Annotated in this window: 15 protein-coding genes; 6 read left to right on the top strand and 9 right to left on the bottom strand. The window is 40.6% G+C overall.

Annotation, left to right across the window (positions count from 1 at the left end):
• Positions 1-35: 35 nt before the first annotated feature.
• The 4 genes from AC0KVP_RS08345 to AC0KVP_RS08330 all read right to left on the bottom strand — a co-directional run bounded on the left by AC0KVP_RS08345 (position 36) and on the right by AC0KVP_RS08330 (position 3,938).
• Positions 36-638, bottom strand: coding sequence for a nitroreductase family protein (locus AC0KVP_RS08345; RefSeq protein ID WP_473340298.1), 603 nt, complete (start codon positions 636-638; stop codon positions 36-38).
• 187 nt (positions 639-825) lie between these two features.
• On the bottom strand, positions 826-1,317 hold the full coding sequence (locus AC0KVP_RS08340; RefSeq protein WP_473340296.1) for a hypothetical protein: 492 nt from the start codon (positions 1,315-1,317) through the stop codon (positions 826-828).
• A gap of 107 nt (positions 1,318-1,424) precedes the next feature.
• Positions 1,425-2,819, bottom strand: a complete 1,395-nt coding sequence (gene fumC / locus AC0KVP_RS08335; RefSeq protein WP_473340293.1) for a class II fumarate hydratase — start codon at positions 2,817-2,819, stop codon at positions 1,425-1,427.
• A 111-nt stretch (positions 2,820-2,930) separates the two neighbouring features.
• On the bottom strand, positions 2,931-3,938 hold the full coding sequence (locus tag AC0KVP_RS08330; protein ID WP_473340290.1) for an NAD-dependent epimerase/dehydratase family protein: 1,008 nt from the start codon (positions 3,936-3,938) through the stop codon (positions 2,931-2,933).
• Between the two features lie 71 nt (positions 3,939-4,009).
• Between AC0KVP_RS08330 and tusD the strand changes: the two genes are divergently transcribed.
• Genes tusD through AC0KVP_RS08310 form a run of 4 tightly spaced genes read left to right on the top strand, consistent with a single transcriptional unit; the run spans position 4,010 to position 5,391 of the window.
• The gene (gene tusD, locus AC0KVP_RS08325) at positions 4,010-4,378 is read left to right on the top strand and encodes a sulfurtransferase complex subunit TusD (protein ID WP_010326624.1); all 369 of its coding nucleotides are present in this window, start codon (positions 4,010-4,012) and stop codon (positions 4,376-4,378) included.
• A 44-nt stretch (positions 4,379-4,422) separates the two neighbouring features.
• A complete protein-coding gene (locus AC0KVP_RS08320) occupies positions 4,423-4,773 on the top strand; it encodes a hypothetical protein (protein ID WP_473340288.1) in 351 nt (116 codons plus the stop codon).
• A 10-nt stretch (positions 4,774-4,783) separates the two neighbouring features.
• Complete coding sequence (locus AC0KVP_RS08315) at positions 4,784-5,065, top strand: DsrH/TusB family sulfur metabolism protein (protein WP_428869671.1); 282 nt, start codon at positions 4,784-4,786, stop codon at positions 5,063-5,065.
• A gap of 14 nt (positions 5,066-5,079) precedes the next feature.
• Positions 5,080-5,391, top strand: coding sequence for a TusE/DsrC/DsvC family sulfur relay protein (locus AC0KVP_RS08310; protein WP_473340284.1), 312 nt, complete (start codon positions 5,080-5,082; stop codon positions 5,389-5,391).
• Between the two features lie 2 nt (positions 5,392-5,393).
• Here the strand turns inward: AC0KVP_RS08310 and AC0KVP_RS08305 are convergent, their stop codons facing one another.
• From AC0KVP_RS08305 to AC0KVP_RS08295, 3 genes are all read right to left on the bottom strand, one after another.
• On the bottom strand, positions 5,394-5,882 hold the full coding sequence (locus tag AC0KVP_RS08305; protein ID WP_473340281.1) for a winged helix-turn-helix transcriptional regulator: 489 nt from the start codon (positions 5,880-5,882) through the stop codon (positions 5,394-5,396).
• Between the two features lie 133 nt (positions 5,883-6,015).
• Positions 6,016-8,157: a bifunctional mannitol-1-phosphate dehydrogenase/phosphatase gene (gene mtlD / locus AC0KVP_RS08300; protein WP_473340277.1), complete on the bottom strand. Its 2,142-nt coding sequence runs from the start codon at positions 8,155-8,157 to the stop codon at positions 6,016-6,018.
• Between the two features lie 205 nt (positions 8,158-8,362).
• Positions 8,363-9,262: a LysR family transcriptional regulator gene (locus tag AC0KVP_RS08295; protein WP_473340274.1), complete on the bottom strand. Its 900-nt coding sequence runs from the start codon at positions 9,260-9,262 to the stop codon at positions 8,363-8,365.
• Positions 9,263-9,362: 100 nt separating this feature from the next.
• Between AC0KVP_RS08295 and AC0KVP_RS08290 the strand changes: the two genes are divergently transcribed.
• Together AC0KVP_RS08290 and AC0KVP_RS08285 are read left to right on the top strand one after the other, a co-directional pair.
• Entirely contained in the window at positions 9,363-9,779 is a 417-nt protein-coding gene (locus AC0KVP_RS08290; protein ID WP_473340270.1) for a CidA/LrgA family protein, read from the top strand.
• A 9-nt stretch (positions 9,780-9,788) separates the two neighbouring features.
• Positions 9,789-10,490 carry an LrgB family protein gene (locus tag AC0KVP_RS08285; protein WP_004693320.1) on the top strand — a complete coding sequence of 234 codons (702 nt, stop codon included), beginning with the start codon at positions 9,789-9,791 and terminating at the stop codon, positions 10,488-10,490.
• Positions 10,491-10,509: 19 nt separating this feature from the next.
• Here the strand turns inward: AC0KVP_RS08285 and AC0KVP_RS08280 are convergent, their stop codons facing one another.
• On the bottom strand, positions 10,510-11,736 hold the full coding sequence (locus AC0KVP_RS08280) for an MFS transporter (protein WP_279043723.1): 1,227 nt from the start codon (positions 11,734-11,736) through the stop codon (positions 10,510-10,512).
• A gap of 75 nt (positions 11,737-11,811) precedes the next feature.
• Entirely contained in the window at positions 11,812-14,178 is a 2,367-nt protein-coding gene (locus AC0KVP_RS08275; protein ID WP_473340264.1) for a TonB-dependent receptor, read from the bottom strand.
• Positions 14,179-14,191: the final 13 nt, after the last annotated feature.

The following is a 14,191-nucleotide window of genomic DNA, read 5'->3' as shown; positions in this document are numbered from 1 at the left end:
AAAAGCCGCTCCATATAAAGCGGCTTTTTCATTAATTATTTGAAGACTTTAAAGCGTACAGCATCATCCACAAAGCCTTTTTCTTTAGCTTCGCCCTCAACCGAACCAAAGACCAGTTGTGCACGCAGTTTCCAACTTGCAGGCACATCCCACTCAGCATGGACTTCTTCATCTACAATTGGATTGTAATGCTGTAAAGATGCACCTAAACCTAAGGTATGTAATGCAGTCCAAGTTGCAAACTGCGCTATTGCAGTTGAATGCTCTGCCCATACTGGGAAATTTTCAGCATAAGATGGAAATTGCTCTTGTAAGTTCTGAATTACATCTAAATCTTCAAAAAATAAAACTGTACCTATACCTTCTGCAAAACTGGCCATTTTTGCCGTTGTTTTAGCCGCGCTTTCTTCATCTTTAGCATAAGACTTCAGTTTTTCAGCCACAAAAGTCCAGAACTTTTCATGTTCCGCATTAAACAAAATCACTGCCCGAGATGACTGTGAGTTGAACGATGATGGGCTTTGTTTAATGGCAGTTTGAATCAAATCAGTTAAAAATTCAGGGCTGTGCTCGACCTTTTTACCAATGGCATAAATGGTACGACGCTTTGTGATTAAGTCGATGAACTGATTTGACATATTATAAAATCCTTACGGTTATACTGTGAATGATGACGCAATGTATCAAGCAATATTAATTCCAATATTTGACCAAACAATAAAATTTAGTGCTTTAGATGCAGTTTAAATACTTTCTTGTGCTCGTAAATACATAGTTTTGCTATCGATATAAAAAATCCTCCATTTGGAGGATTTTTTGAATGACTTAAAATTTGGCTTCTAAGACTTGAGTTGGAATTTTATTTTTCCATAAGTCGCGAAGAATAGGTAAATAGAACTTTTCACCCAGTTCAACCAATTCTGCATCGATCAATGCATGAATCTCATGCATAAATAAATAATCGAGTTCAACTGTTTTCAACTGTTGCTGTGCTTTTGCAAAGTCTTTGCGCTTTTGTTGTGCACGTTTCACTAGAGTATCTGCAAAATCTTTATCTTTAAACTGTTTGATCGCGTTTAAGCGTAATTCAATCACGCCCCAGCCACTCAATAACAGTTTAAAAAGTTCAAAGTCAGTCGTGGTTGATTCCCATGTCATTTCTTCAAGATTTTCATTTTCAGGTAGAACAGGAAGTAATAACTCCATAACACTTGGAAAAATCTTTTTGAAATTTAAAACAAATTTAACAGGATGTTCACCCGGATAATCGTTAAATTGCACGTTTTTCTGAACATCTGTCAAATAAATATCAAGCATGGTAACTCATCAGCAGTTTATCTTTAGTCGACCATTGTACCGACTTCGCCCAAAGATAAAAACCGCTGATGTTCATTTGCTCTTTAGTTGAGCATCTGAACCAAGGGCTATTTTACATTTGGTGAAATCATTTGCTCTGGACGTACCACTTCATCAAACTGCTCAGCAGTGACTAAGTTCAACTCTACGGCCACCTGTTTTAACGTTTTCCCTTCTTTATAGGCTGTTTTGGCAACTTTCGCTGCATTTTCATAGCCAATCACTGGGTTTAAAGCCGTAACTAACATCAATGAGTCATGTAAGAAGTGGTCAATTTTTTCACGGTTTGGCTCAATACCTACTGCACAGTGATCATTAAAGCTATTACATGCATCACCCAAAAGCTGAATCGACTGCAACAAATTAAACGCAATCACTGGCATGAATACATTCAGTTCAAAGTTACCCGATGCACCCGCAACATTAATCGTGGTGTCATTGCCTAAGACTTGAGCCACCACCATGGTCATCGCTTCACTTTGAGTCGGGTTCACTTTCCCTGGCATAATACTTGAACCTGGCTCATTTTCTGGAATACGTAACTCGCCAAAACCACAACGTGGGCCACTGGCCAACCAGCGAATGTCATTGGCAATCTTATTCAAGCTTACCGCAAGTGTTTTTAATGCACCTGAGGCAAACACTGCTGCATCGCGCCCGGCCAATGCTTCAAATTTATTTGGTGCAGTCACAAAAGGTAATCCTGTCAACTGTGCCAGTTGCTCCGCTGATTTTTCTGCATAATCAGGATGAGCATTCAGTCCTGTTCCTACAGCTGTTCCACCTAAAGGTAGTTCATACAAACCTGAAAGTGCTTGTTGTAACCGCTTTAAGCCGTGATCGAGCTGAGAAACATAACCGCTAAATTCTTGACCTAAGGTTAAGGGTGTCGCATCTTGTAAATGAGTTCGGCCAATTTTGACGATGTCTGAAAATGCTTGAGACTTTGCCTCTAAAGTCTCTCGAAGCTTTGTCACCGCAGGAATCAATAATTCATTGATCTGAATACTTGCTGCGACATGAATCGCCGTTGGGAACGAGTCATTGGTCGACTGTGCACGGTTGACGTGATCGTTCGGGTGTACAGGTTTTTGTGCACCTAAAGGATTGCCAAGTTTCTGATTAGCAATATTGGCAATCACTTCATTACAGTTCATGTTGCTTTGTGTGCCTGAACCAGTTTGCCATACCACCAAAGGAAACTGACTATCCCACTGCCCTGCAATCACTTCATCCGCAGCACCGACGATGTATTGCGCCAGTTCTTGTGGAATTTGGTTGAGCTCAGCATTGGTTAATGCTGCTGCTTTTTTCACTAAGCCCATGGCACGAATCATTGGACGTGGTAGATGTTCACTGCCAATTTTAAAGTTTTGCAAACTACGCTGAGTTTGAGCACCCCAAAGTGCTTCGCTCGGTACTTCAACTTCGCCCATCGTGTCATGTTCAATACGTGTTTGCATTTTAACCTCTTCCTTTTTAAGTGAATTGCAAAATGATTATTTTGCGCTTGTTTTCCTTATCTTAATGATTAAGCAAAAATATGTAAATGATAATTGTTATCAGTAAATTATTTAACGGCCATCTAAACTTTGTCGGTAGAAACGCCATCCATCTTCAAGGGTCTGTTCTAAACTGCGCTTCGCTTCCCAGTGTAAAACGTTTTTCGCTTTACTACACTCTGCTGCGACCTGATCTAATTCCACGATGTGCGAATCCACAACATCGACTGTAGCAATGTCACTTTGCGTCACGCTTTCAACTTTTTCAACCAACTGTTGTATCGACACACTTTGACCTGCAATATTAAAAGCTTCACAAGCAAACTGTTGAGTACTTAACCATTGTAACGAAGCGGCAATCGCATCGCAGGCATCGAGGATATGTAAAAAACTACGCTCTACAGTATGGTCTGTGGTTTGTGCACTTTTTCTAAGTTCAAGGTGATCACGCTGTTTTGCAGCAACTTGCATCAACAGTGGAATAATATTTTTCGGTAAAGGTGGGAACAGTTCTCCGAGCATCGCATTTTCAAATGCACCTGCGACATTGCCCATTCTTAAAATTGCAATTTTCCATTCATTATCCGTTTTTGCTGTATCCCGAATAATTTCTTCGACCATTTGCTGCGACTTGATATACGGGTTTGGATAGCCGTAATTCAGTTCTAAATCTTCTTCTAGATGTAGGCTCGATTCACCATAGACCGCAAGACTGGAAAGATGAACCAAAGTGCGTACACCTGTGCGCTGCATGGCACGCAGTAAACTCATGATACAACTGACATTGTCATTATAGTATTCCAAAGGCTTCAGTACAGATTCTTCAAGCGATTTAAAGCTTGCTGCATGCACCACCGCATCGATGGAATACTGCTCAAAAACTTTGTTTAAAGCAGGCGTATTTCGTATATCAATTTTGACAAAAGGCACATACATGCCACTAATAAATTCTAATCGTTCAAGAGTTTGTAAGTTCGCATTGGATAAATTGTCTACAATAATGACCTCTTGCCCATGCGCCATAAAGCTCAAAGCAATATGAGAGCCTATAAAGCCTAAACCACCAGTCACTAAAATCATTGTATACTACCTTTTTATTATGAAGTCCGAATGTACCAAGCAAGATTTGGACATTCCTCTAGTGAAGTTTGATGAGTACTTTATTACTAATTACCTCCGCACCGAGTTCAATTCATGCATGGCATGCTCTAGGTTTAGCGCAAGCACTGCATGGGAAAAATGAACCCTTTCGAGTGTTTTTCTACCAAGATGCTGTTCAAGTTGCCAATGCCCTGCAATGGGTACCTGACGACCAACGGAATCTATGTTCTGAGTGGCAAAAACTCGCCATTCGCCTACCCGTTTGTGTAAGTGCAGCCTTAGCCCGAGGAATTACCGATGCCGAAAACGCACAGCGTCATCAGTTAGCACAGCATAATCTTGCTACAGGTTTTGACTTGGTAGGCCTAGGGGAACTGGCCGATGCTGTTCAGTCTGCAGAGCGCTTAATTCAATTCTAAGTGCTAAGTTTTCAAGAATTTGTTGCTTTTAAAAGGTATATTGTGTGAAATCTGTACTGGTTATTTTAACCCAAGCCAATTTGAACTCTTTGCAAGTGCATGAAAGCCTGTCTGCAACGATGGTTCTTGCGACTTTTGGCTGTGAAGTCAAAGTCTTATTACAAGATGCTGCCCTCAGTTTATTAAACAATACTCAATCATTTAAACCCTTAAAACATGCGTTTAAACTGGCTTCAAATATGGTTGATAGCTTTGAGTTTTATGACCTAAGCCCAATTTGGATTGAAACCAAAAATCAAGCTTCTGCCTTTGTTCAACAAACCGAGCAAGAAATAGAATGTGTTGAACTCAATGCCAATTTAATACAACAGTTTGACCATGTATTGTATTGGTAAGGAAACAATTATGAGCAAAACACTTTATCTCGTGCAGTCTCCATTTTCCGCGACGGAACAAGCGCTGAGTAAATTACAAAACCTCTATCAATCAGGGGATGATGTGGTTTTAATGGGAGATGCAGCCCTTTATATAGAGCATACTTTTATTCAGCAGTTGCCTTGTATATTTGTGCTTGAGCAGGATGCTGAAAATATAGCTGCTGCCCATCCGAGCAACCTAGAAACCATCAGCTATGTTAGGTTTGCTGAGCTATGCTTAAGCCATAGTCGTTGTATCAGTTTAAAATAATTTTGAGTGTTTAGATGAATTTAGAATTAGACCAAGATGGCCATTTAGTCGATTACACCATTTGGAATCGAGAGGTTGCGAAAGAGTTAGCAAAATCGTTAGAGCTCGAATTGACCGATTGGCACTTTGAAATCCTCATGGCAGTGCGTCAGTTTTACCAACAGTTTGGACACTCACCTGCAACACGTCCGCTGATTAAGTTTTTAATGAAAACAGTCAGTGCAGACATCAATAATGCCATACTGCAAGAAAAGTTTAATACTGGTCTTGTAGCGCGCCATCTGAGCCGTTTGGCAGGTGTGCCAAAACCTGCAAACTGTTTATAAACTTAAGCTTCTTTAACGTCTGATTGAGCTGCTAAAGCATCGACATAAACCTGTGTCGGTATCGCTTTGATGTCTTTCGCATGTATCGCATCACCGCATTCGTTACAAACCAAATGTGGCTGAATGCTATGCCCACAGGTTTTATGGATAAATTGCACGGGACGACCTAAGCCTTCGTCCATCCATTGATCGGCCCATGTTGCCATGGACATCAGCACTGGGTATAAAGCCAAACCTTTTTCAGTCAGACAATATTCAAAGCGCTCTTGGCGGTCTGTATAGGGTCTTTTCTCCAAAATATCATGTTCAACCAAGCGCTTTAAACGCTCAGAAAGCACATGGCGAGTGACACCTAAGTTTTGTTGAAAACTTTCAAAACGGCGTGCACCCAAGAATGCATTTCGTAAAATCAACATCGTCCACCGATCGCCAATCACCGACAGCGTTCGTGCAATTGAACACGGTTGTTCCCCGATCTCATCCCATTTCATTGTAAAAAACCAAGTCTCTCTTAGGTCTAACGTTAAAAGATTTAAGACCATAAGAAAAGCTCTTTTTATCCAGCTTTTCTTATGTTGCTTTAACATTTTAGACGGCTCAAAGACATTTGAACGTCATGAAGTCTTAAGCACAGCTCATTTCAGTATTTTGAGGTTGGTCAGGGATCATAAAGTCTTCCATTCCTAGCTCACCTTTTTGATATTCATTGAGACGTTTTTGAATAACATAAAACAGCGCCTTTTTGTGCGCTTTTGACAGGTTCATTTGTTGAAGTTGCTGCTTCAAATGCCCTAACAACACATCCACAGGCTGGTTCTCTTCTTCCATCAAATAGAGATAGCCAAAGATCGCACCACTTAATAGCGCTTCAAAAGAAAATCCATTCGAAACATTGTACGCTACCGATGAAAATACACGTTCAAATGCACTCAACTTACGCAGTGGATCACGCCCAACTCGACGACATGGGTCTTTATAGGCATACTGACAAGATTGATCAAAACTTCGTGCTAAGCGCGTTAAATCATTTTTGCGTTTTGGCAGGTAATGCGCCAGACCCTGCATCACTTCTGTAAGCAGTTTTTCAACATAATACTGCACTCGCGGATCGCCCATCGCTACACCAATGGTCTGATGCCCGAGTAGGCTTGCATACCACGCAGTCATGGCATGTACGCCATTCCATAAACGGTTTTTAATGAGCTGAATATCTGAAATTTGATCTACCAAGATCATTTGACGCATTTTACAAAGTAAGGGACTTTTGTTTTCCACATAGATCGGCATATCCATTTCAGCATTGAAAAGAATTAAATCCATATGCTGTAAAATATGACTCGCTTGAAAATTTTGTCTTAAATCTTCTACATATTCGCTGGCACGGCGCTCTTGTTCAGCGCTGAGTTTACTGACATCCTCAACTTCAATTTGATTACTCTCATCATCAAGTTGATATTGCTTAAAAATATTGTATTTAATGCACAGTTGACGATATAGATTTTTATCGCTCAACTTAGACACCATACGGTTCACTACAGTATCGCAGAAATAGTGCTGCTCTAAAATAAAATCAGCAACAGCATGGTCTGTTAATTCCACCAAGGCTTTACGTACCTGCTCTAGAACCAACTGCTTAGCGCCTATTTTATTTAAGATAATTAACAGCGTCAGTGGAGTTTGAACTTGCTCATCTTGTGCCAGATAGCGTGCATAGAGGCCCTGTGCAATGGTTGCTGCTTCACTGACTAAAGCATTTTCCGCTAAACAAATCGCAATTAAACTCGACTCGACGTACATGGTATGCATTTGCTGTAAGTCTTCAGTATCAATAATATGCATATTTTCAATACGTTCATCATAAGACACTTGCCCATAACGTATACAATACGCACCAAAAGCATTTACAGCTGAACGGTACAAACTGTTTCGTGTAGACGCATAGATTTTCTTAGGACGCGTATAACCATCCCAATGCGACAAGATTTGTGCAATATAGCCTCCACCAATGGCACCAAATCCATGAATCCCCACAGTTAGTTGATTTAAAGTTTGAGGAAAGCTTTCTTGTAAATTAGGCATTTCCAGATGCGAGCTATAGATATCTAATTCCGTCAGATAGTCATACATATTTTCAAAATAATAATTGGCATGTGCCAACATGCTTGCATTGGGTTCTTTAATATCTTTAAACAGTACACAGATGCCCCCAGCATCATGTGCCGAGCGGATACCATTTTCAGAGTCTTCAAACATGAAACACTGCGCAGGTTCGAGGTTCAGTTTTTGCGCTGCACTTAAAAAAATTTCAGGATGTGGTTTCCCTTTTTCAACCTCATCACCACAGACCAAAACATCAAAAAACTTATAAACATTGGCATTGATTAAATACTCTTCAGCAATCGCTCTTCGACTAGAGGTCGCCACAGCCATACGTAATCCTGCTTTACGTAAGCGTTCGAGAACTTGTACCAAACCTTTTTTAATCGGCACACCATATTGGCGCACTATTTCTAATTCTAATTCGTCTGCTCGCTTACGAATCTCTGCATAAGGAACTTCCTGTCCATACTGCTTTTGTGCCAAGGCTTCCGCACTTCGAGCGCTTAAGCCTAAACATGCCATAAGATAAGCATCTGAAAACTCAACCCCAATCAGCTCTTTGGATGCCTGTTTCAAGGTTTGAAACCGTAAACGTTCGGTATCAAACATTGTTCCATCCATGTCAAAAAGCGCACCATGCACAATATCATTCTTAAATTTAAACATTTAGCCTCCGTTTTTATGTTTGCACTTAGACTATACAAAAATCGGGCACAGAGACTTTGATCTGATTTTATGAAACATTTTTGTTTGCTTATTAACCAATAAATTGGTATTTAGACATTTTTTTGTAAGCATAAGGTAACACTAGGTAATCAAAGCGTAACCAGAGTGATCATTTTTTAATAAAGCGTGTCTGAAGATGAAACATCTAAAAATGAATTTGATCTTTATATTCATCAATGATCGATAACCATGCACGAGTTGCAGGATTCATCACTACGGTTGAATTCCATGCCATATTTAAGTTCCAACGCAAGCTGGGTTGTTCCACTAAACTGACACTGAATTTCGTGCGATCTAACTGCTCACAATAAATTTGCGGCAATAAAGCAATACCGACACCTGACTCAACCATTTTGGCAATAAAGTCCCACTGGCTACTTTTACATAACACTTTGGGTTCAAAACCAGCCGCCATCGCCGCATCTAGAATCACATGATTTAAAGTAAAAGTGTCTGCATACAGTAAAAACGACTCTTCTTTAAGTTCAGCAAACTGCACCACATCGCGCTTTCTCCACTGTGAATCGTAGTTGGAAAGCAAACACAATGGTGAATCGATAATTTGAATGCCTTGAATGCTGGGTTTTAACTCGCCCAATAAAATCCCAACGTCGATTTTTTTGGCCAAAATGGCTTCTTCAATGCCTGTCGCACCGACTTCTAAAAAGTTCAATTCAATGTTGGGATACAATTTGTGAAATTTAACGATTAAGGAACTCAACAATACTGAGCCTAAAGGTGGCAAACCCAATCTCAACACACCTTGTTTCAACCCACGAATTTGGTCTGCTGCTTCAAAGATCTGTTGCTCCTGCTGCAAAATCTGCAGGGCATGCAGATAGACTTGTTCTCCCATATAGGTCAGTTTGACTTCTCGCTTTCGCCCTGCTTCACCTTTATGAAATAGAGGCAGCCCTATCTCGTCTTCTAACTGTTTTAAAGATTTACTAATAGTGGGTTGAGTCACAGATAGTTCCTCCGCAGCAAGACTAAAACTGTGACTTTTCACCAGTTGCACAAATATTTTTAGCGCTTTAAAATCCAAAATTATTCCAATTAAGCATAATTATTATTTTATTATTCATAATTACATGATCAGGTCAAACTTAAAATAACACCAACAACTTATACTCTGTGGCCTTCCAATGCGTTCGTTCAAATTGCCTTATCGTTCTACTCTTCAAGTAGGTTTACTGATTGGGATTTGGTATATCGGAACGCTGATACAAGTCGCCCTGTCTTTACCGATATCAGGTGGAGTCGTGGGTCTAACGCTTTTACTTATTTCTCTGTTAGCGGGTCTATTTAAGCTGGACTGGATTAAGTCGGGTTCGGATTTACTTTTAGCTGAACTGTTGTTGTTTTTTATTCCTTGTATTATTGGCTTAATCAAATATAAACATCTTTTTCTTACCCAAGGTTGGCAACTCGTTTTATCTATTGTCCTTGGGACCATTTGCGTGATGACCTGCACTGCATACTGTGTTTTCTTGGGCTTTAAGCTTGAAGCCAAGTTTCAAAAAAAGCCCAAGCAGTCACATCAGTTGAAAAGTCAAATTTAAGGAACGATCATGCATATTCATTTCGTTGCCTTGATCTGTTTTATCGGGACTGTACTGGCCTATCTTTGGGGTAAAAAGTTTTATCAGAAACATCCTTATGTATTGCTCTCACCAGCGGTTTTTATTCCCTGTCTGATTATTTTATGTCTGGTGTTTTTCAACATTCAGTATGACAACTATATGTACTACAGCAAATGGTTAGTCTGGATGTTAGGCCCTGCAACGGTCGCGTTTGCCATCCCGATCTATGAATATCGCAAAGTCATTCAGCAGCATGCTTTTTCGATTGCTTTAGGGATTATCGTGGGTATGCTGGTTGGCGTAGTCAGCTCTTTTTACTTGGCACGGTTGTTCCATTTCGATGCCGCAACCAGTTATAGTTTGATGAGCCGCTCTATCTCTACCCCTTTTGCCATGGAAGTCACTCAAGCCGTCGGAGGCTCAGTCGAGCTGGTGATTTTATTCACTGTGATTACGGGGATCGTTGGTGGACTCTTGGCCAACACCGTATTACTTGTTCTAAAATTGGATTCTAAATTTGCTCAAGGTGCATCCTTGGGTAGTGCCGCACATGGTTTTGGTACCAGTACTGCGTTCAAACGTCATAAAGAAGAAGGTGTCGCGGCCTGCCTCAGTATGGTTTTGGCCGGTATTTTCATGGTGCTGTTTGGCCCAAGTTTAATTCACGCTGTCGTTTATCTTCTTGGTTAAACATTCTCAATAAAGAATCTCATACCACACTACTGAGATCCTTGTTGGCTTGTATATGTTTAAAGCTAAAGTACATCATCAGCCCCGTCATCAACGCCAATAAAAAATAATAGGGTAAATGTTGATTCCATTGATATAAGCCTGTACTTAGTAAAGGTGCAAAAACGAAACTCAGTGCTTGCGTAGCTGTGCATAAACTGGCAATTTTAGTTTGTAGCGTGGCTGGTGCGGTTTGCGCTGCCCCCGTGGTAAAAGCTGGAATTAAACAGGCCACGGCGATACCATAAAAAATATAAGCTGCTTGGAAAGTCCAAATCTGACTGGCACTCAGTGAAAGTAATAAACCTAAAACCATCGTCACAAGACCGATCCAAAGTAATTGTTTAATTGACCATTTAAACCATTTTGAAATCGCCAGTTGCATCAAAACCAGTGCTATCCCCACAATCAATGAACACTGAGAAAAATACATTGCACTTTGGTAGGTATCAAAATGGAATCGATCTTGGATATAAAAACCCGCAGTTAAATTCAGGGTAACAATAGCGACATATAAGCTAAAGCCCAGCAATAACCAAATCCCTAACTTTGACCATTGTAGCTTTTCCGTAGGCACGTCTTGTAATTTAGCTATGGTTTCATCCCGTTCTTGTGTCTGTGATGCTTGTTTACCTTGAAAGCCTAGTACAATCCAAGCCGCCATAGCCGTTAAAATAGCCACCGCACCCCATAACGGTGTCAACATACTCCATGTCAGCAATAATGTCGTCGCTAAAGGACCAATCACCACGCCTAAGCTGTTTAGTGCGCCAAACTTGGCCATGTTTTGGCTACGTTCCTGCTCACTTTGAAAAGCCGTCATAACATAACTTTGCAGCGCAATTTGTGGCATCGCCATAAAAAAGCCAGTACTGGCACGGGTCAATATCAGTAAGCTAAACAAAACAATAAACGACATGGAATAAATCAGCCCATAGCTGAGTACCGCCGCAAATAAGCCCCAAGTGATCGCCATACCGATAAAACCGATACTTAACAATTGATAAATGCTGAATTTTTGAGTTTGTTTAGAAATATAAATAGCTGAAATGGCCATCACCAAAGCACCAGCCGAAACCAATGCTCCACCTTGCAGTTCAGTCAGCCCCAGTTGCCGAATAAACGGTGCAAGTAAAGGTAAAATCATCGAAAAACAAGCGCCATTGGCAAGGCTGCCTGCAATAAAGATTTTGTTATTGCTATTCATTTTATTATTTAAACCATTTCTTAAAGCGAGATTACAAAGCAAAGAGGTAGCTGAAAGCTACCTCTGGTTGTGCAATTAATATTTTAATGTATAGCTCAGACCATAGGTTCGACCTTGAGCTGCTAAGCTTGAAATGGCGCCATAGGTTGGTGCGACAGCCTGACTAAATACAGTTTTATAGTCTGCATTCCATACGTTATACACACCAAAGCCCACAGTACCAGAACCTGCTTTGGCATTGGCTATAACGTCCATTGTTGCGAAACCTTTGATTTCAGCAGGAAGCGTTGAACCATACTTTACCGCATCTTTTTTGGCTTTATCTGTACCACCGATAGCAAGAGATTGAACGCGCAGGCTCATATCGTTGTTAAACTGCCACTCAGAAAATGCCGTGCCTTTCAGTGGTGCAACACGAATTGCGTCTAGCTCTTGCCACTTTCCTGCGGTATTTTTAAACTGTCCGCGGGTATAAGCCATGGTTCCACCCACTGTCCAATTCGGTTGTAGTCGATAGGATATATTTCCTTCAACCCCATAAACGCGCTCGTCCGTATCAATTACTTCAATGTTGTAGTTTGGAATACCGTTGAACTTAACCACCTTGTCTGAATCATTATAGAAAGCTGTTAGCCCCAAATTCGAACCTGATTCACCTTGCAAACGCCAACCCAACTCATAGTTATTGACTTTAATCGGCTCAATATTATTGCTCGTTACTACAAAACTGGCTGGTACATCGCGAAGCATACGTTGTACATCTGGTAAGCTAAAGCCCTGTGAAAAATTCGCAAAGACTTGCTGAGCATCGGTTAAATGGAAAACACCACCGATATTAAATAAAGTTGCATCGTGCTTAATCTTTCCACCTTTTAGAGCCTTAGCATCATAGCCATAACCTAATTCTGCCAAAATATCGGCAGGAATAGCTTCTCGATATGGTGTTGAATCAGAGACTTCACTATCAATTCTTTCATGGCGAATACCCGCTTGCATGTTGAAGCGATCTGTCAGGTTATAATCACCTTGCAAGTAGAAACCGAGTTTATTATTTTCAAAATCAGGTCCAAATTTATAATCTTTGACTGCGGTATGCTTTAAACCATTACTATTATAGAAATCATCAAAGTCATAACGGGTTACATACGCTTTGTTTTTTTCATTTTCATAGTCCACACCATAATTCAAGTTTAAAATACGGTCATTGAGCGTAAAGTCTTTACTCAACATCAAACGTGTACCAGCAACATCAATTTCATTAGAGGATTGCACTACACCATAACCATAACGAATTGCATTTAGAAAATCTGGTGACCTTGGGTCTGCATAGTTCGGATAAAGTTGTGCTAATGCACCATTTAAAGAGCTATTACCAAGTGGTGAAACTGTTGGGAACCAACGGCCTTTTTCTTTACGGTAATAAGCCTCTGCATTTAAAGCATGTCCCAAGATATCCTCATTTTGATATTGAGTATTAACACCCCATCTTTCAGTCTGTGGCTGCTCAGACAATTCTAGACCTTTGACTGCTTTTAAAGACGGCGCTGTTCTAAAAATAAGATTGGCTAAATTATAAGGACCGTATGTACCATAGTCTGCCCCATATTCGCTGTCTTGTTCATCTTTAAAATATTGCGCACCAAAACTTAAGCTTTGACTATCTGAAATATTCCACGTCAAACGACCATTGAGGTCTAATGTGTCCGTATCTTGGCGGTCTGTCTGTGCAACCTCAGGTCCTATGCGATTGCCATGGCTATCCTGAATTTCACCGCGAGTGGTGTAACTTGCACCGAAAGCTCCTTGCAATGCACCTTGATTAAATAAGACACTTTGTGATGCTTCATAAGCCATAGCATCTGATTTAAAGTTATTACCCGCCGTTACCCCAATTTTAGTTTCAAAGCTAATTGGGTCTTGACCACCACGTTTAGTAATAATATTAATAATCCCGCCTGTTGCTCCAGAGCCATAAATACTGGTCGCCCCTGAAACCACCTCAATACGTTCAATCATAGACGGTTGAATGCTATTTAGTTGGCGCGAACCATCACGTGAACCCGTTTGTGGCACCCCATCAATCATATACTGCACCACACGACCACGCATGGTCATGCCATAGTTTGAGGTTGTTCCGCTACTCGGTGTAAGGGATGGAACCAGTGTTCCCAAAATATCGGCAATGCTCTTGCCAGCATTGGCCTGTTTTTCAATTTCAGCTTGATCTATGCTATAAACAGTGCCTGCAATGTCCGCAATACTCTTTGCAGAGCGGGTTGCTGTCATCACAATCGGTGCAAGTTGTGTGGTTTCTTTTTGTTGGGCTTCAACACCGCTTGTCTGACTTGCTGAATTTGTTAGAACGTTATCTTGAGCATATAACTGTGTACATACAGCCAGTGTTAAACAAGTCAACTGCATAGGTAACATAAAACGGTTCATTTCTTTTTCCTTT

The sequence above is a fragment of the Acinetobacter sp. DL27 genome (genome assembly GCF_055810995.1).
Note: the sequence above shows the minus strand (reverse complement) of the source record. Positions and strands in the feature narration are given on the sequence as shown.